The organism is Corynebacterium sp. HMSC061H03 (assembly GCF_001838215.1).
Lineage (GTDB): Bacteria > Actinomycetota > Actinomycetes > Mycobacteriales > Mycobacteriaceae > Corynebacterium > Corynebacterium jeikeium_D.
In genome coordinates, this window is record NZ_KV836052.1 from 28,321 (window position 1) to 45,035 (window position 16,715).

Below are 16,715 nucleotides of genomic sequence, written 5' to 3' on the forward strand. Positions count from 1 at the left end.
CATAAACTCACACAGTTTCACATTTGCAGCCCCGGAGTTTTCGGGTTGACAGTTTTGCCACGTAACTCCGGGCTGTGGTGCTGCCGCAGTTGGGGCCTGACTAGTCGCTACCTTGAGAACTGGACACACTCTTTGGCTATCAACCCGGAACTCTGCCGAAAAGTAGGCCCCAGCAGCCGACGACAAAACCCTCCCTCACTTGGATAATTCCCGGTGAGAGAGGGTTTCTACTTGGTCGGGGTAGCGGGATTTGAACCCACGGCCTCTTCGTCCCGAACGAAGCGCGCTACCAAGCTGCGCCATACCCCGAGGCCACAGACACAAACTGGGAACATACGTCTCAGTGCTGTGCTTGCGAGGACTTACTTTAGCCCGACGCCGAGTCAGAATGCAAAACGCCTGCTTAAAGGGCTGTGGGAACAAGCCGCGGTCTCCGCCGCACCCGACGAACTACGAACTGCACCCTTACAAACTACGGACTACGAACTACGAATCCCGCTCCACAACCTCAATCAAGGTCGCGGATGGGCGGCAGAACAAGCGCACCGGGGCGTAAGGGGAAGTGCCAAGGCCATTGGAGACATGCAGCCACGTCTTCTCGGTCCAGCGCGACAGCCCCGAGGCCCGCGAGCGGTCGATACCGCAGTTGGTCACAATGGCCTTCCCTCCGGGCAGACAGACCTGGCCACCGTGTGTGTGACCAGAAAGCACCAGGTCGTAGCCATCTTCCGCAAAAGCGTCCAACACGTGCGGCTCGGGGGAGTGCGACAGGCCGATAGCGATGTCGGCATCCGCATTCGGGGCACCGGCGATCTGCGAATAATCCTCCAACTCGTGATGAGGGTCATCTACACCGGACAGCGCCACCTTCACGCCACCCGCCACAAACTCCAGCCGGGCATGGGTGGCATCCTGCCAACCGTGTTCGATAAACGCAGCGCGCATGCCGCGCCACGGCAGTTCGACGCGCGAGGGCTTGCGCTTCTTGCCCGTCAGGTACTTCAGCGGATTGACAGGCCGTGGCGCGAAGTAGTCATTCGTGCCAAACACGAATGCGCCCGGACGGTTCAGTAGGGGGCCGAGCGCTGCGAGGACACTGGGAACGGCCTTGTCGCTGCCCAGGTTGTCGCCAGTATTAATCACCAGGTCAGGGTTCAGAGCATCGAGGCTGGCAACCCACTTCTGCTTCAGCTTCTGGTCGGGGATCATGTGGAAGTCGGAGACATGCAGAATCCGGAAAGGCTCACCCTCGCGCTTTCCCGCCCGGGCGAGCGTGCCGGGTGCCAGCACGGGAACTTGCACACGGTGGAGTTTAAATGCGCGCAATTCGATTTGGTTCGCGTAGATGAACGTCGTCAAGCCGAGCGTGGCGAGAGCTGCGGCAGACCGCAGAATTCGGTTGGAAAAAGCGCGCGATGTCATGACAGAGACACTATCAACTACAGCGGTAATCTAGGGCGTATGAGTGAACTGAAGAACACAATTGTCTCCGATATGACCGCCGCAATGAAGGCCCGCGACAAGGAAACCGTCGCGGCGCTACGCATGCTGAAGGCCGCTATCCAGACTGAGGAGGTTTCCGGCTCCAAGCACGAGCTCACCGATGACGAGGTGCTGCGTGTGATTGAGCGGGAGGTCAAGAAGCGTCGCGAGTCCGCTGAGATGTACGCCGAGAACGGCCGCCAGGAACTTGCCGACGCCGAACTCGCCGAAGCAGAGGTTTTCGCTCGCTACCAGCCCGAACAGCTTGACGACGACGCCGTGAAGAACCTCGTTGCGGAATCCGTGGCCGAGGTTGCTGGCGATGATGCGCCGAGCATGAAGATCATGGGCCAGGTTATGAAGGTGGCTAAGGAAAAGGCCGCTGGCCAGGTTGATGGCAAGCGGCTTTCCGAGGCCGTTAAGGCTGCCCTGCAGGGCTAATGCGGCCTTTCGCCGTTTCCCTTTTCGGCGATAAGCGTTGCAGCTGTTTCTTTGGCGCGGGTTGGAGCTGCCTCCCAGAGCGAACTAAAGCGAACTAGAACGGCAGCAGCGGAATCAGATCCCGCAAGCTCGGCGCTGGCGGAGTATTCGGACGAGGGAACTGCGGTAGTGGATCCGGCCGGGTCGTCGTCGAGTCCGGTCGCGGCGACGGCGCTGGTGGCGGGGTCGGACGGCGGGTGCCATCGGCCACGCGGATCGTGACGGTGCCACCCTTGAGTAGCAGCGGCGGCTGATCCAGCCCGACCACGATTCCTCGCGACTCGCCGGTGAGGGAGACTGTGCGTTCCTCTACCTTGTAGCCGGCCTTCTTAAGGGTCTCCCGAGCCTCGGCCTTCTGCATGCCCACCACATTCGGCATTTGGGTGATCGAGGTGCCCAGGCCGTAGTCCGAATCCAGTGGTGGGAGGTTCTTTCCGCCGTAGTCCTCGATGACTGGGCCAACTGCGCCGAACCATGTCCGCGCGGGCTCGCGACCACCAAAGAGGTTGCCGCTTGGGCACTGGCGCAGCGGTGACGTACACAGCTCCGTGACCGTCGGGGTGTCGTTGTAGGCGTACACCGATCCGGCCAGGCCGCCGGTGAAGCCCAGGAATGCCGCGGACTGGTTCGACTCGGTGGTACCGGTCTTAGCCGCGACTGGGCCTTCCCAATTCAGCTCTTTCGCGGCATCCTTCGCGGTGCCATCGGTGGCGTCATTGCTGAGCGCATTAGCAATTGCGTGCGCGACACCCGGCTCCACTGCCTGCTCGCACGGTGGCACATTCAGCTTGACCGCATTGCCCTTGGAATCCGTGATCGACTCAATTGGAGAGGGCTCGCACCAGCGGCCATTGCTGGCCAGGGTGGCAGCGACATTGGACAGCTCAAGGTTATTCACCGCCGTCGGACCCAGCACGAATGAGCCGAGCTTATGCTCCGAGACATAGTCCGCCACCGAGGACTCACCATCAAAACTGCCCGGCTCCGTGTATGAGCGCATGCCCAGGCGTACCGCCATGTCCATCACGCCATCAACGCCAACCAGCTCCGAAATCTGAATAAAAGGCGTATTCGGCGACCGCGCGAGCGTCTCACGCAGCGACATCGACGGCGGGAAACTACCCACGTTCTCCACGCAGTACAGGCCCGGCGGGCAGCCCTCTGCGCCGCCGGTGCCCAGTCCGGAGGCCTCATAACGACGCGGCACCGGGAAGTTGGTGTCAATACCCAGCCCCTTTTCCACCGCCGACGTCGCCGCGAAAATCTTAAAAATCGAGCCCGCGCCATTGCCCACCGGCGTAAATGGCTGCGGCTGCACGGTCTGCATTTGTTCCGCATCGAGGCCGTATACGCGTGACGACGCCATCGCGAGCAACTTCCTGGAGTCATCCCCAGGCTCAAGCAAACTCATAACCTCGGCTGCGCCATCCGCAGTCGGTGACGCCTGCTGACGCAGAGACTCCTGCACGCTGTCCTGCACACGCGGGTCCAGTGTGGTCTTCACATGGAAGCCACCGCGCTTGAGCTTATCGGTCTCAATACCGTGGTTCTCCAAGTAGGAGACCACATAATCACAGAAGAAACCCCGATCGCCCGCCGCGATACAGCCCTGCGGCAGGCGCTGAGGCTCTGGGAGAATACCGAGATCAGCTGCCTTGGCGTCCTGAGCCTCCTGCGGGCCAATTGCTCCCGTGGATTCCATGGCCGCAAGCACGTCGTTACGCCGTGCATGCGCACCTTCCGGATTTGTATACGGATCGAGCCCGGAGGACTGCTGAACCATGCCCGCGAGCAGAGCGGCCTGCGGGACATTCAGATCGGACGCGGGAATGCCAAAGTATGTCTGAGCTGCAGCTTCCACGCCGAACGCGCCATTGCCGAAGGGGACCAAGTTCAGGTACTTAGTCAGAATCTCGTCTTTCGTCAGCTCATCTTCCAGATCCAACGCGATGCGAATCTCGCGGATCTTGCGACCATAATCCGTGGCAGTAGCAGCGCGGCGCTCCGACTCCGACTCTGCGTCCACCAGCAGCGTGTGGTTCTTAATCAACTGCTGCTCAATTGTGGAGGCGCCTTCCTGCACCGACTGGGACATGAAGTTCTTTACCGCCGCACGAGCAGTACCCTTCCAGTCCACACCAGAGTGCTCATAAAAGCGCCTATCTTCCACGCTGACCAGCGCATCCTTCATAGCTGGCGAGATACGTTCCGACGGCACATTAAACCGCCGCTGATCATAGAGCCACGCAATTGGCTGATCATTACGATCCGTAATAGTGGTGACCCCCGGTGCGTCCTTAGAAATCACCGACCGCGACGCCGACGCGAATTCATCAGCCGTGCGCGCGACGAGGTAGGCCGAGCCGCCCACAAGAGGAAAGAGGGCGCTGGCCACAATCAACGCTGCCAACACAGTGGCAACGGAGAGCTTGAACAGCGTCGAACCTTTATTCACAGCAATCACACTACAAGGTAGGGCGGATTGAGCCGAAGTGAGTTTTCGAAAATCCGCCTAGAGACATGCCCGGCGAGCCCAGAAAAACGCCTGGCGAGCGGGGGAGGAGTGCTACGAGCGCCCTTACAATACCGGGCAACTCATCGTGTGGTGGTTTCCGGAAAAAGATTTTCATAGTGACGCAAATCACCCCCGTGCTTTTGTTGGAAAAAGTTGCCCCACCTGCATTGTTGTATTTAGAGCTGCGCCACGTCCACCCTCCCAGTGTGACCCAATCGACATTATTTGGGTGGTGTGAATAGACTTACAACAAAATTTCAGCACTATTTAGTTGAAACTATTTCGAAATAACGAAAATCGCAGGCACGAGGAGGCTACAATGACCGCCACGATTCCCGATCGCAACCGCACTGCTACTACGCCAGACTACGAGCTCGGTGTAGAGAGCTTCCGCGATCGTCAGGAGTGGGTCCCGCGCGCTAAGTGCCGCGATGTTGACCCGGATAAGTTGTTCGTTCGCGGCGCCGCACAGCGCGAAGCCGCAGTTATCTGCCGCCACTGCCCAGTGGTTCTGCAGTGCCGTGCCGACGCTCTGGATAACCGCGTCGAGTTCGGCGTCTGGGGTGGCCTGACCGAGCGTCAGCGCCGCGCAATGCTGCGCGAGCACCCGGAAATTACTTCGTGGGCCGACTTCTACGCTGAGCAGTACGCAGCTCAGCGCAAGGCAAAGCTGGCTAAGTAAAAACCGAACTTAAACCGAAGTAAAACTGAACCCCCAGCGCGCGAGGCTGGGGGACAGATAGAGTAGCTTCCATGACTACTAAATGGGAATACTTCACCGCACCGCTGCTCATTCACAACACCAAGGCCATCCTGGACAACTTTGGTGAGGACGGCTGGGAACTTGTCACTGTTCTCCCGGGTCCGACCGGCGAAAACCACGTCGGTTACTTCAAGCGCCCGAAGGCTGACTAATTACCTCAGTGTCTAGCACCTAACTAACAACGGCGGTTGTGCTTTCGATTGGCAGCTGACTAACAGTTGGCTGCCATCTTGCTTTGTCCGGCTTTATTCGTCGGGCCCCAGTCGCCGTGGAAAGGCTTAACTCAAATGAGCAACTCTGAATCTCGCACTCCGTCCCAGGCCCTCGAGGACCTGGGGCTTACTCTGCCTGCCGTTGCCGCGCCAGTTGCGGCCTACGTACCCGCAACGCGCACGGGCAACCTCGTTTTCACCTCCGGTCAGCTCCCATTCGTTAACGGCGAGCTCACCCACGTCGGCCACGTCGGCGCAGAAGTCACTGCTGAGGAGGCCAAGGAGGCCGCCCGCACCTGCGCTCTTAACGCTTTGGCCGCAGTCGATGCTGAGGTTGGCCTAGACAATGTCGCCCGCATCGTGAAGGTCGTCGGCTTCGTCAATTCCGCCGCCGGATTCACTGGTCAGCCGGGCGTTATCAATGGAGCCTCGGAACTCTTCGGCGAGGTCTTCGGTGAACGCGGCCAGCACGCTCGTTCAGCAGTGGGTGTGAATCAGCTTCCGCTGGACGCTCCCGTGGAAGTCGAGATCATCGTTGAAGTAGCCCAGTAGCTGCTGTGTTTGCTGCCGTGAGCAGCGGGAATGCTGCGTTCTCCGAGTCGTCGTAAAGCGTGTTTACACCCAAATGAGCCGAATTGGAGGACGTGGCGCGCTCCCCGGATTGCGCAACCACGTAGGATAGAGGACATGGAGCATCCTGCGTATAGCCAACTGCGTCAGATTTCTCAGTCTGTGGGCGTCGTTCTGTGCCCGAACCCCAGCTACTCTTCGCTGGAGGGTACGAACTCCTACGTTATTAAGGCTGAGGGGGATAGTCGCAGCATTGTCATCGATCCGGGTCCGGAGGACGAGGGGCACCTGAACGTCCTCCAGCGTTATGCCGGTGACGTCGCGTTGATTCTGCTGACGCACCGTCATGGCGACCATGCTGATGGCGCCGCACGTTTCCGCCAGCTCACCGGCGCGCCGATTCGAGAGCTGGAGTCTCAGTACTGTGCGGGAGGTCAGGATCCGCTTGTCGACGGCGAACGTATCGTCCTCGACGGAGTGACCCCGCAGATTGAGGTCGTGGCAACCCCTGGTCACACCGCTGATTCTGTCTGCTACTTCATCCATACTGGTGATGGCGAAGACGATGTTGAAGGCATCGTTACCGGTGACACTATCGCTGGCCGCCACACCACTATGATCTCGGAGACCGACGGCGACCTGGGTAAGTACATGGAAACCCTGGAAATGCTGGATACGCGCGGCAAGGGCGTACGTCTGCTGCCTGGTCATGGTGCTGACCTGCCGGACATCACTGTAATGACGCAGAAGTACATTGAGCGCCGTAAGCTGCGCCTGCAGCAGGTGAAGGACGCCGTTGCCAAGCTGGGCGACGAGGCTACGGTTGACCAGATTGTGGATGAGATTTACACCGATGTCGATCCGGTGCTGCGTCATGCTGCTGAGCAGTCGACTCGTGTGACCCTGCGCTACCTGCGTGATCACGGGGAGTAATTGGGGGCTTGGGCTGGGCTGGGCTTTGGCTTCGGCTTGGGCCAGTTGCTGGGCTGGTCTGGGCTGGGCTTAATTGAGGCTTGGCTGAAGCCGAGCTTGAGTGAAGCTGAGCTTGACTCACCGCATGAAAAGAGCGTGTGACCTGCAGTTTTGCGGGTTGCGCGCTTTTTGTTTGGGGTAGTGCTGGTTGGGGTGGGCTAGTGCCGGTTGGGTGGGTTGGCCTCGTCGGGGCCAGCTCAATCACTTATCGATGAGGTATCCACTTGTCGATGAGCTATAGCGCGCGCACAAGTGAACAGCGCATCGATAAGTGATTGATGCAAGGAGAAATCGGTGAATGGTGCATCGATAGGTGCCGGGAAAGCATCGATAAGTGGCAGAAAAGCATCGATAAGTGCGCCAAACTTGGCCGGCATGCCAGGTCAGCATGGCAGGCCGGCATACCAGGTCAGCATGCCAGGCCAGCGGGGGAAGACAACAAAAATCCCGCGAGCCTCATGCGTTTCATGTGCTCCTACGGGAACCGGGGATCCAAAAGCAGAGGCTGCGGGATGTGAGTCGTTTGGGCAGCGCCACAAGCGCAACAAGCTAACGTGCGCCACAAGCTAACGTGCGCGGCGGGCCAAACGCTCCGTATCGGAGATGAGCACGGACTTGCCCTCAAGGCGAATCCAGCCGCGGTGGGCGAACTCTGCCAGAGCCTTGTTAACGGTCTCTCGGGAGGCGCCGACGAGCTGTGCGATTTCCTCCTGAGTCAGGTCGTGGTTCACGCGGAGAGCAGAACCTTCTTGAACACCGAAGCGATTGGCCAGCTGAAGCAGGGACTTAGCAACGCGACCTGGGACGTCGGTGAAAATGAGGTCAGCCAGTGAATTGTTGGTGCGGCGCAGACGGCGGGCCAGCATGCGCAGCAGCTGAGCTGGAACATCAGGGTGTGAACCAACCCATTCCTGCAGCTGATCGGCACTCATGGACGCGGCGGAAACTTCGGTGACGCAGACCGCCGAGGAGGTGCGCGGGCCCGGGTCGAAGATGGAGAGCTCGCCGAACATGTCGGACGGGCCCATGATGGTCAACAGGTTTTCACGACCGTCGGCTGAGCGACGAGCCAGCTTCACCTTGCCATCAATAATGATGTAGAGCCGATCGCCCGGCTCACCCTCATTGAAGATGGTGGTTCCACGCGGGAAGCGAACCGTCTCGAGCTCACCGAGCAGGGCCTGCACAGCCTCCTGGTCAACTCCCTGAAATACACCGGCCCGGGAGAGAATCTCCTTGACGTCATCCACGGTAAAATTCTCCTGTCTTTGGCCACTAACCACCGTAAATACAGGCCAGCAGCCGCCAAATTAGCACTCGACTACAGATTGCAGTGGCCAAACAGGAAGAGAAACTACCCCGTCCCACTAGTCCCACTACTTTCGGTCTTTCCCGGTAACGCCGCTGCCAGCTTTCAAGGCAGGTTCATCCCTGGGCGAATTTCACGACAAATCGCCTCTACAGATGCATCCCAAAACTACGCCGTCACCAAGATGTGATAAGCACCACTGTAGCAAAAGAGCCACTGCGCCTGTGGGGAATTCTGGTGAAAAGCCGCTGAACTGTGTATTTATAACTAATAATTCGCTAACGGTGTTCCAAGATGTGGTGGGGCATGACTTCTTTGGTTTTTGACCGAATATGCCCGAGCTGCTACCGGTCTTATCCGCATCCCGGATGAAACTAAGGATTCGGCCCGCGAAAGGTGCGCACGCGAATTGCAATCCGGGGTAGCCGATACACTACGACCATGGATACGACTGGCAAGGCATCGTCGTTAAGCACGCACCAGATAAGCAAACCTCAACCCACGCACCCGCAGGGATCCCTGACGTCGAAGAAGCGTCGGGCGGTGGGGGCGCATCCGGCGGCGCGAGGGAAGGAGACGCGCCTGGGTATGGTGCGGCGCGCGCGGCGGATTAACCGCACGCTGGCGGTGGCATACCCGAATGCTCACTGTGAGCTGGACTTTCGAAATCCGTATGAGCTCGCGGTGGCGACGATTCTGTCGGCGCAGTGTACGGACGTGCGGGTGAATATGACCACGCCGGCGCTGTTCGCTAGGTACCCCAGCCCGGCCGAGTTGGCGGTTGCGAATCAGGAGGAGGTCGAGGAGCTCGTTCGGCCGACGGGTTTCTATAGGAATAAGGCTGCGAACATTATCGGCTTTGCGCAGGGGGTGATGGAGCAGCACGGCGGCGAGGTCCCGGGCACGTTGGAGGAGCTGGTGAAGCTGCCGGGCGTGGGGCGAAAGACGGCAAATGTGGTGCTGGGGAATGCTTTTGGGGTGCCGGGTTTGACGGTCGATACGCATTTTGGGCGTCTGGTGCGGCGCATGGGCCTCACGGAGCAGGAAGATCCGGTGCGCGTGGAGCACGAGATGATGGAGGTGCTACCGCGCGCGGAGTGGACGTGGTTTTCGCACCGGCTGATTTTCCACGGTCGCCGGGTGTGCCATTCGCGCCGGGCGGCGTGCGGGGCGTGCTTCTTGGCGGCGGATTGCCCGTCGTATGGCATCGCGGGTCCGGCGGAGCCGGAGACTGCGGAGAAGTTGATTAAGTCAGACGATAGGGAATGGCTTCTCTACCTGGCCGGTCTTAATGACGGCTACAGTGGGGAGGAACTTTCCGCGCTTGACGACGGGGATAGCGCGCGCAACACCACAGCGACACAGGACTAGTCGAGGAGCACTTTTCGTGAATGAGCAGGGCGGTCATAGTCACAATGGTGGCCACTATGAGGATCGGCAGGCGGACGTTAACCGTTCGGCATCGCTGATTACGCTGCTCATCGCGGGAATTAGCATTGTGGGTCTGGTGATTTTCGCGATTGTGAATACCACTGGTGGCAATGACGAGGCCGACGGTGGTGGGACCGGATCTGGTGTGAGTGTCGATGCGGATGGCGCTGGCAATGGTGATGGCGCTGGCAGTGATGGTGAAGTGGATGGTGCACCGGCAGCGCCAGCGATGTCAAAGGATGAGATCGCGGCGGTAGCGGGTAGTGGCTCGCTGACCGGTGTGCGCTTGCCGCTGTTGGCGGAGTCGGGAGACTCGGCAAGCCAGGACAACGAGGCTGGGCAAGTGGAACTGGTGGACATGGGGCAGATCGTCGAGGGCAAGCCGACAGTGCTTAATGTCTGGGCGTGGAACTGTGCGCCGTGTCGCCAAGAGCTACCGCTTATTGAGCAATGGGCCAAGGACAATCCGGACGTGCAGGTGGCGACGGTGCATGCGGCTCGCGAGGCGGGGCGTGGCCAAGCCTTCCTGCAGGAAATCGGAGTGAAGCTACCGACCTACTCGGACACGGTCGACGTGGTCGGACCAGCGTTGAATCTACCGCGAGTTGTGCCCATCACCGTGGTGTTTAAGGCAGATGGCACGGTGGCGGCCATTCATCCTGGTGAATTCACCGATGCGCAGCAGATTACTGATCTCGTGCGAGGTGCATTGAAGTGACTCAGGGACAGTCGTGGAATCGTGACGCAAGCTCGGGGCTGTATCTGCCGAAGTGGTTGACCAATAGTTTGCCGCCGCACCTGGTCAGTGCTGATCACGACGCGGCAGGTCACGCCAGCAGCGCCAGCCACGCCAGCCACGCCAGCACCAGCCATGCCAGCAGCGCCAGCCACGCCACAACAGGCCACTCGGAGCAGCAGGTGGCCGGTCGCTCCGCTTCGTCGTCAAGCGTGAAGCGTGCGTTTGCGAAGTTGCGGCGAGACTCTTCGACGCAGGAGAAACCGTTGCGGAATCCGGCGCGGTCGGCGGTGTTGGTGCTGATCAGCGGTGATGCGGAGGCGCACCAACGGCCGGAGGATGCCAGCGTGGTGCTTACACACAGGGCGACAACCCTGCGTAAGCATGCAGGCCAGATGGCTTTTCCGGGCGGTCGTGTCGATCCCGAGGACGTGGATGAAATTGATACTGCGCTGCGTGAAGCCGAGGAAGAAACCGGCCTGAACCGAGAGACGGTGACGCCGGTGCGGGTGCTGGACTCGATTGACATTTCGCGGACTGGCTTCGCGGTGAATCCGGTGTTGGCGTATTGGCATGCACCGCATCCGCTGCGTGTGGTCGACCCCGCAGAGACGGAATCGGTGCTCAATGTGCCAATTAGCCATCTGACGAATCCGGACAACCGCATGATGCTGGGCTATCACGGCTGGACAGGGCCGGCATTTAAAGTTGGCGACTTCATCGTTTGGGGCTTTACCGGCGGCGTGCTGTCCTACTTGCTAGACGTGGCCGGCTGGTCGGAACCGTGGGACGACACCAACGTCCAGAAACTTTTGCCGGTGCTCGCGCGTTCCGCTAATGGTGAAAAACTGTCCGTACTGAAGGGAGGCCGACGATGATGCCTGCAATCGCTGTGTTTGACGTTGCGCTGCTGGCGGTCTTCATTTTCGCGCTTATCGTCGGCTGGCAGCAGGGCGCCGTCTCGTCGATTATGGCCATTTTGGGCGTTGTCCTGGGCTTGGTCATTGGTGTGCCCTTGGCGCCGCTAGCTATGGCGCAGGTCGAGAACCAGTCGGGAAAGGTTCTTCTGGGCCTCGGCACGGTGATTCTGTTGGCGTTGATTGGTCATGCGGTGGGAACAGTGGCGGGGCAGTCGCTGCGGAATACCATTCGCTCGCCGCTGGCAGTCGGCCTGGATTCTAGCCTCGGTGCCATCGTGCAGTCCGTGACGGCGCTGGTAGTGACATGGATGATCGCCGTGCCGCTGGCCACCGCCGTGCCCGGGCAGTTCGCCGACTGGGTGCGTGAGTCCAAGGGCATGAACCTCATTGACCAGGTCGCGCCCGACGAATGGAGTGACGGCTTCAGTGGCATCCTCCGTCAGCTTCGCGATGATGGAATGCCCGCCATCGCTCCGCCATTCGGCTACAAGCAGAACGTCCCCGATGAGCCCGCCGACCCCAATGTGATTTCACAAGGTGTCGTCGACAGTATTCGACCGTCCATCGTCCGCGTCTTGGGCGAGGCCCCGCAGTGTGAACGCTTGCTGCAGGGTACTGGCTTTGTCATCGCGCCGGATTTGATTCTGACAAACGCGCACGTGGTCGCTGGCGCCACCACTGTTCGGCTGGAAACCGTGGTCGGCATGGCTGACGCGAACGTCGTGCACTACGATCCGCTTGACGACGTCGCACTGCTCCGAACCACCGACCTACCCCTGGAGCCCATGCAGTGGGCGGATCAGGAAGCTCGTCCGGGCGATGACGCGGTAGTGCTGGGCTTTCCCGAGTCCGGCCCCTTTAAGGCCACACCTGCGCGCGTGACGGAGAACATCATTATTCGAGGCCCGGATATTTATTCGTCGACTCGGCACGAGCGTCAGTCCTATGTTCTGAAGGCAGATGTGCGCCACGGTAACTCGGGCGGCCCACTGATTACGCCGCAGGGCCAGATCCTGGGCTTGGTCTTCGGTGCCGGTGTGAACAATGACCAGACTGGTTACGCGCTGACGCACGCCGAGGTCCAGCCACACATTGATGAGGCGATGGATAACTACGGGGCGATCAGCACGCAAGAGTGCGTGGCGGGGTAAGCGGAAAGTTGTGTGGGGCGCGCCAGCCCCAGCCGAGCCGGAGTCTAAGACCCCTCCGGCAACCAGTGCAGGTGATCCCTGATTGCCTGCACCACAGCCTGAGGTTTCTCTGCCGGCAGGAAGTGCCCACAATCCGGCACAACGCGCACGTGACTCGAGCTGAGCTCCACTAGCGCACGTGGGGTACGAGTGTCCTGCTCGCCGACGAGCAGCACCGTGTGCTCATCGCTTTTCGACGAGCCCTCCACCGCACTCAACCACTTGCGGAAAGCGGCCGGAGCCGGTCGCGTCCACCAATTCATGTGAGCCAGTGCAGGGCGGAGTGCACCACTGGCCAGGCTGTCAGCCATGAGTTCCGCGGTCTGTTTTCCCTCGGAGGTCTCGGCGAACCCCTCCCCGGTGGTGGACATGGACTCGCGCACGATGCGGTCAATAAGCCGCTGCTGGCGAGCCTCAGCCGCCTGCGTGCTGAACTTATTGCGACGCAACTGCGGTACCCGTGGCCGCGAGTCCCACCACGAACGGCGCAGCAGAGGAGCCAGGCTACTGCGGAAGTCCTCCGACCACGGGCTCTTCAACTGGTTCAGCCACACTTTCGGATGTGCAGCACCACAACCAATAATTCCGGAGACAAGATTGGGCTGCCGCGAAGCCAACGTCCACGCCACCCAGGTGCCGAACCCCTGACAGACCAGCAGCGCGGTCGAATGCCCCAACGAGCGAATCGATGAGGCGATGTCCTGGGCCGCCTCAAACGGATCGTAGCCTTGCGGTGTTCGGTCGGACTGACCGTAGCCACGCATAGAAATAGCCACAGCGTGCACGGGGAGGGGGTCTCCCGAGTCGTCGTTAAGCAGTGGCAAAACCTCGCGCCATTCAAACCAACCGCCAGTCGAGCCGTGAATAAACAACACGAGCGGATCGGAGGGGCGGCCGCACTCCGCGATGTGTAGGCGCTGGCCGCGGACGTGAATGAGACGATGACGCCAGGGGCCAGTGAGAGAATCGCGGAGGGAGGTCATGAGGGGAAAATACCTTATCCGAAGGGCTTAAACCGGGACTGAATAAGACAAAAGGGCGAGACCAACAAAGTCCCGCCCAATTTCTTTCAAGCCTTTAGGTGTACATACCGTTCGACTGCGAAGACTTCTTCGCCGACCCCGACGGCACGACCCCCTTCAGCTCCTGCATCGACTCGATGGTCTTCTCCGGCTTGCGGATCGACTTGACCTTCTTCAGACCCAGCAGTGCTGCCACACCAGCGATGACCAGCATCAGAACGAAAACGATGAGGAAGGCAGCCCAGGTTGGCAGCCAAACATCCAGCAGCCAGCCGAGGAAGAAGAAAAAGAAGAACGAGGAGTACAGCGCGACGACGCCGGCAACCGCGAAGAAGCCACCGCCAACTGCGCCCTTCTTAGCCTCGCCAGCAATTTCGGCCTTGGCCAGCTCAATTTCAGAGCGAACCAGAGCGGAAATCTGCGAAGAAGCATTAGACACGAGCTGGCCGACGCTAGCATCACCCGATGCGTTGCTATCCACATCACTCAGCGGGATAGCGGTAACACGCGGTTCGGTGCCGTCGGTAAAGAGACCCTTCGTATCGTCGTTGCTCACGTGTACTTCCTCCTACGCAGATGGTTGGAAAAGATGGTTTGAAACTTTAAAACTGCAGTTACAAACTGCCATACTACCTCTGATTGTGGGTAGGGCGCGCCATAAGGGCGAAAAAGCCAAGAACTCGTTGAAGTTTTTCTCATCTTTGACCATTTCTATATAAGTTTGTCACTTACTTAGCGGTGAAGAATTAGGGTGTGGGATATGAACAATCAGCCTGAGAACGTGCGTGGAGCCGATGGAGTTGGTGCCGGTGCTGGCAATGGTGACGGCAATGGCGCCGGTGTCGGAAAGGGTGGCCTAGCTGGCATGAGCCTGGGTGTGTCCTCCGTGTCGGCGAAGAAGCGCGCAGAGCGTGAGGCAGCGCAGGCGAAGGCATCTGAATCGGGTGCCGGTGGCGCTGACAGTGCTCCCGCCGCTGCTATTCCGCAGCTTGACCCCAAGGACCCCCTCGCGCCCCTGTGGCAACTCGACGGCGTTGCGCACGCGGCTGATGTTGCGGCCAAGGCCATCCAGTCCGTCCATAGGCACAAGGCCAACCTGCGCAAGCACAACGTCACCGGCTCCGAGTCGGTCCTGCGTGGCGCTCGGGCATCGGCGTGGCTAGAAGGCGGCGAGCCATCGCTTCCCGACGACGGCAATATCACCGACCCCGTGCTCGCAGCAGCCCTGCGGGTTGCCGACACCATTTCCCCGGAGTCAATTGGTGAGACCACTCGCGTGTGGCAGCGCGCTCCGCAGCAGGTGCTGGCCAAGTTTGCGTTGAACGCATCGCCCGCAGGTGAAACTGAAGACGGTTCCGAGCCGCGGATGAAGGCCGGCCGTCCGGTCGGTGACGACAAGCTCTCATCCGCGATGAAGGAGCAGCGTCTGCACGTGCTCGGTGACTTCATCACTGGCCGCAGCCAGATCCATGCTGGTGTGCTCTCGGCGATTGTGCACGGTGAGCTGCTGACTCTGCGCCCCTTCGAGTACCACAACGGCATCATCGCCCGCGCCGCCTCGCGACTGACGACTGTCGCAACCGGCCTGGATCCGCGTGGCTTGGCCGTGCCCGAGGTCTACTGGACCCGCCACCGCCAGGAGTATTTCGAGGCCGCAGAGGGGTTTGCGTCGGGAAGCGCTGATGGCCTGCGTGCGTGGATTCTCCTGCACCTGGAGGGGCTGAAGGCCGGTGCCGTGGAAGCACGCGGTATCGCCGAAGCGGTGTAGGCAGGCCGGCTGCTGGATGGTGAGTTAGTCGGCCTTTGACTCGTCGTCGTTTTTGCGCAGTGCCAACAGCGTCGCACCCGCGCCAAGCGCCAGTGTGACGCCGGCAAGAATTGCAGCATTGCGTTTCGACGGCGCGCGAAACAGCGGGACGGGATTCCGGAATTGGCGCACAGGCCACTCACGCTCCGTCGCAATCTTGCGCAGGGCGCGATCGGGATTGACCACGACGGGATGGCCGACTGCAGACAGCATGGGCTCATCAGTGATGGAATCCGAGTATGCGAAGCATTCGGCCAGGTCGAACTGGCGCTTTTCCGCTATCCGACGCATCTGCACGGCCTTGTTTTCGCCTCGGCAGAAGAACTCCGTTTCACCCGTGAAGAGCCCATCGCGGACCTCCAGCTCGGTGGCCACCACGTTGTAGACACCGAGCGCCTGCGCAATGGGCTCAACAATCTGTCGAGCCGATGCCGAGATAATGAACACCTGATGCCCCTGTGCGCGGTGTTCACGAATGAGCTCCAAGGCCTCGGCGTAGATGTACGGAGTGATGTTCTGCTCTAGGGTTTCGATGGCGACCTGGCGCAGCTCCCTTGCGCTGTGACCAGCGATAAGGGCGGAAAACTGCTCGCGGGTGGCCTCCATTTGAGCCTCATCGTGCCCCTGCGACATGTACAGGGCATGGCTGAGCGCCATTTGCAGCATGTCTGTCGGCGAAATGATGCCGCGCTCGAGGAATTGCTTGTTGAACGCATATGCCGAGCTCTTGGCAATAATGGTTTTATCCAGGTCAAAGAACGCAGCGACGCGAGAGTCAGCGGTGGCGTGGAGGCCTGCAGCGATTTGGGCATCTTTAGAGCTGCTCGTGTCCGTAGAAGCGCGCGGCTGCGGCGTTGTTGAAGCCTTGTTCTCGCCGGTGTTCATAGACTCCGAGCTTACCCATGGATGTCGGGCACGGGGAGAGCATTATGAGTGTTTAACTGCTGGGTGGGGGATTGGGGCGATTGGGCCGGTGGCGGTCGTGGGTCTGGTGGCGTTCGGGTCGGTGGGGTTTGGGTCGGCGCGATTAATCGAGGAAACGTGACATCGAACATAATGGGCATTAAATCCTTTGTAAGGTATTTGCAGATTCCTCGGGATATGTAATACTTGGACGTGGCTGGCCCCTTCTTGTTCTTTTTAGAAACAGACTGCGAGGCCGCCCCGGCTCAATCCCCCCCCGAGCCGGTTAAAGACGCCTCGCGCCAATCCCCCCCCCGGCGCGGGGCGTCGCCCCTTTTTGGCCCAATGTTGAGGGGTATGTAGTAAAAATTGCGGGCTGCAAATGTGAAACTGTATGAGTTTA

The 16,715-nt window shown here is 60.1% G+C and carries 16 protein-coding genes and 1 tRNA gene; 10 read left to right on the forward strand and 7 right to left on the reverse strand.

Annotated features, from left to right (window positions below):
- Positions 1-232 precede the first annotated feature (232 nt).
- Positions 233-309: transfer RNA gene (locus tag HMPREF2787_RS02885), tRNA-Pro, on the reverse strand.
- A 177-nt stretch (positions 310-486) separates the two neighbouring features.
- Positions 487-1,422: a metallophosphoesterase gene (locus HMPREF2787_RS02890; RefSeq protein ID WP_070858338.1), complete on the reverse strand. Its 936-nt coding sequence runs from the start codon at positions 1,420-1,422 to the stop codon at positions 487-489.
- 39 nt (positions 1,423-1,461) lie between these two features.
- Here HMPREF2787_RS02890 and HMPREF2787_RS02895 point away from each other — a divergent pair, with 39 nt between their 5' ends.
- Positions 1,462-1,923: a GatB/YqeY domain-containing protein gene (locus tag HMPREF2787_RS02895; RefSeq protein WP_049189436.1), complete on the forward strand. Its 462-nt coding sequence runs from the start codon at positions 1,462-1,464 to the stop codon at positions 1,921-1,923.
- 94 nt (positions 1,924-2,017) lie between these two features.
- Here HMPREF2787_RS02895 and HMPREF2787_RS02900 read toward each other — a convergent pair whose 3' ends face one another.
- Positions 2,018-4,426 (reverse strand): transglycosylase domain-containing protein, encoded by a 2,409-nt coding sequence (locus tag HMPREF2787_RS02900; RefSeq protein ID WP_070858339.1) that lies wholly within the window; start codon positions 4,424-4,426, stop codon positions 2,018-2,020.
- A 370-nt stretch (positions 4,427-4,796) separates the two neighbouring features.
- Between HMPREF2787_RS02900 and HMPREF2787_RS02905 the strand changes: the two genes are divergently transcribed.
- The 4 genes from HMPREF2787_RS02905 to HMPREF2787_RS02915 all read left to right on the forward strand — a co-directional run bounded on the left by HMPREF2787_RS02905 (position 4,797) and on the right by HMPREF2787_RS02915 (position 6,955).
- A complete protein-coding gene (locus HMPREF2787_RS02905; RefSeq protein ID WP_070858340.1) occupies positions 4,797-5,159 on the forward strand; it encodes a WhiB family transcriptional regulator in 363 nt (120 codons plus the stop codon).
- A gap of 71 nt (positions 5,160-5,230) precedes the next feature.
- On the forward strand, positions 5,231-5,392 hold the full coding sequence (locus HMPREF2787_RS10985) for a Sp36 family protein (protein WP_005511670.1): 162 nt from the start codon (positions 5,231-5,233) through the stop codon (positions 5,390-5,392).
- 135 nt (positions 5,393-5,527) lie between these two features.
- Positions 5,528-6,004, forward strand: coding sequence for a RidA family protein (locus HMPREF2787_RS02910; RefSeq protein WP_070603597.1), 477 nt, complete (start codon positions 5,528-5,530; stop codon positions 6,002-6,004).
- Positions 6,005-6,139: 135 nt separating this feature from the next.
- Positions 6,140-6,955 carry an MBL fold metallo-hydrolase gene (locus HMPREF2787_RS02915; RefSeq protein ID WP_038627422.1) on the forward strand — a complete coding sequence of 272 codons (816 nt, stop codon included), beginning with the start codon at positions 6,140-6,142 and terminating at the stop codon, positions 6,953-6,955.
- 605 nt (positions 6,956-7,560) lie between these two features.
- Here HMPREF2787_RS02915 and glxR read toward each other — a convergent pair.
- A complete protein-coding gene (glxR, locus tag HMPREF2787_RS02920; protein ID WP_005511668.1) occupies positions 7,561-8,244 on the reverse strand; it encodes a CRP-like cAMP-activated global transcriptional regulator GlxR in 684 nt (227 codons plus the stop codon).
- 500 nt (positions 8,245-8,744) lie between these two features.
- Here glxR and nth point away from each other — a divergent pair, with 500 nt between their 5' ends.
- Genes nth through HMPREF2787_RS02940 form a run of 4 tightly spaced genes read left to right on the forward strand, consistent with a single transcriptional unit; the run spans position 8,745 to position 12,541 of the window.
- Positions 8,745-9,674, forward strand: a complete 930-nt coding sequence (gene nth / locus HMPREF2787_RS02925; RefSeq protein WP_168168047.1) for an endonuclease III — start codon at positions 8,745-8,747, stop codon at positions 9,672-9,674.
- Between the two features lie 16 nt (positions 9,675-9,690).
- Positions 9,691-10,452 carry a TlpA family protein disulfide reductase gene (locus HMPREF2787_RS02930; RefSeq protein ID WP_016421924.1) on the forward strand — a complete coding sequence of 254 codons (762 nt, stop codon included), beginning with the start codon at positions 9,691-9,693 and terminating at the stop codon, positions 10,450-10,452.
- Entirely contained in the window at positions 10,449-11,348 is a 900-nt protein-coding gene (locus HMPREF2787_RS02935) for an NUDIX hydrolase (protein ID WP_070858342.1), read from the forward strand. Before HMPREF2787_RS02930 ends, HMPREF2787_RS02935 begins: the two co-directional genes overlap by 4 nt.
- Positions 11,345-12,541, forward strand: coding sequence for a MarP family serine protease (locus HMPREF2787_RS02940; protein ID WP_070566754.1), 1,197 nt, complete (start codon positions 11,345-11,347; stop codon positions 12,539-12,541). Before HMPREF2787_RS02935 ends, HMPREF2787_RS02940 begins: the two co-directional genes overlap by 4 nt.
- Positions 12,542-12,585: 44 nt before the next feature.
- Here the strand turns inward: HMPREF2787_RS02940 and HMPREF2787_RS02945 are convergent, their stop codons facing one another.
- Positions 12,586-13,563, reverse strand: coding sequence for an alpha/beta fold hydrolase (locus tag HMPREF2787_RS02945; RefSeq protein WP_070858343.1), 978 nt, complete (start codon positions 13,561-13,563; stop codon positions 12,586-12,588).
- A gap of 94 nt (positions 13,564-13,657) precedes the next feature.
- Entirely contained in the window at positions 13,658-14,158 is a 501-nt protein-coding gene (locus HMPREF2787_RS02950) for a phage holin family protein (RefSeq protein WP_016421928.1), read from the reverse strand.
- A gap of 204 nt (positions 14,159-14,362) precedes the next feature.
- On the opposite strand from HMPREF2787_RS02950, the gene HMPREF2787_RS02955 reads away from it, so the two are divergent.
- The gene (locus tag HMPREF2787_RS02955; protein WP_083326641.1) at positions 14,363-15,370 is read left to right on the forward strand and encodes a Fic family protein; all 1,008 of its coding nucleotides are present in this window, start codon (positions 14,363-14,365) and stop codon (positions 15,368-15,370) included.
- Between the two features lie 24 nt (positions 15,371-15,394).
- Here the strand turns inward: HMPREF2787_RS02955 and HMPREF2787_RS02960 are convergent, their stop codons facing one another.
- The gene (locus HMPREF2787_RS02960) at positions 15,395-16,294 is read right to left on the reverse strand and encodes an HAD family hydrolase (RefSeq protein ID WP_083326642.1); all 900 of its coding nucleotides are present in this window, start codon (positions 16,292-16,294) and stop codon (positions 15,395-15,397) included.
- Positions 16,295-16,715 lie beyond the last annotated feature (421 nt).

What these genes read in the sequence shown, in the direction of transcription:
- HMPREF2787_RS02890 (WP_070858338.1), bottom strand. Translation starts at nt 1,422, where the DNA reads ATGACATCGCGCGCTTTTTCCAACCGAATTCTGCGGTCTGCCGCAGCT.
- HMPREF2787_RS02895 (WP_049189436.1), top strand. Translation starts at nt 1,462, where the DNA reads ATGAGTGAACTGAAGAACACAATTGTCTCCGATATGACCGCCGCAATG.
- HMPREF2787_RS02905 (WP_070858340.1), top strand. Translation starts at nt 4,797, where the DNA reads ATGACCGCCACGATTCCCGATCGCAACCGCACTGCTACTACGCCAGAC.
- HMPREF2787_RS10985 (WP_005511670.1), top strand. Translation starts at nt 5,231, where the DNA reads ATGACTACTAAATGGGAATACTTCACCGCACCGCTGCTCATTCACAAC.
- HMPREF2787_RS02910 (WP_070603597.1), top strand. Translation starts at nt 5,528, where the DNA reads ATGAGCAACTCTGAATCTCGCACTCCGTCCCAGGCCCTCGAGGACCTG.
- HMPREF2787_RS02915 (WP_038627422.1), top strand. Translation starts at nt 6,140, where the DNA reads ATGGAGCATCCTGCGTATAGCCAACTGCGTCAGATTTCTCAGTCTGTG.
- nth (WP_168168047.1), top strand. Translation starts at nt 8,745, where the DNA reads ATGGATACGACTGGCAAGGCATCGTCGTTAAGCACGCACCAGATAAGC.
- HMPREF2787_RS02940 (WP_070566754.1), top strand. Translation starts at nt 11,345, where the DNA reads ATGATGCCTGCAATCGCTGTGTTTGACGTTGCGCTGCTGGCGGTCTTC.
- HMPREF2787_RS02945 (WP_070858343.1), bottom strand. Translation starts at nt 13,563, where the DNA reads ATGACCTCCCTCCGCGATTCTCTCACTGGCCCCTGGCGTCATCGTCTC.
- HMPREF2787_RS02955 (WP_083326641.1), top strand. Translation starts at nt 14,363, where the DNA reads ATGAACAATCAGCCTGAGAACGTGCGTGGAGCCGATGGAGTTGGTGCC.
- HMPREF2787_RS02960 (WP_083326642.1), bottom strand. Translation starts at nt 16,294, where the DNA reads ATGAACACCGGCGAGAACAAGGCTTCAACAACGCCGCAGCCGCGCGCT.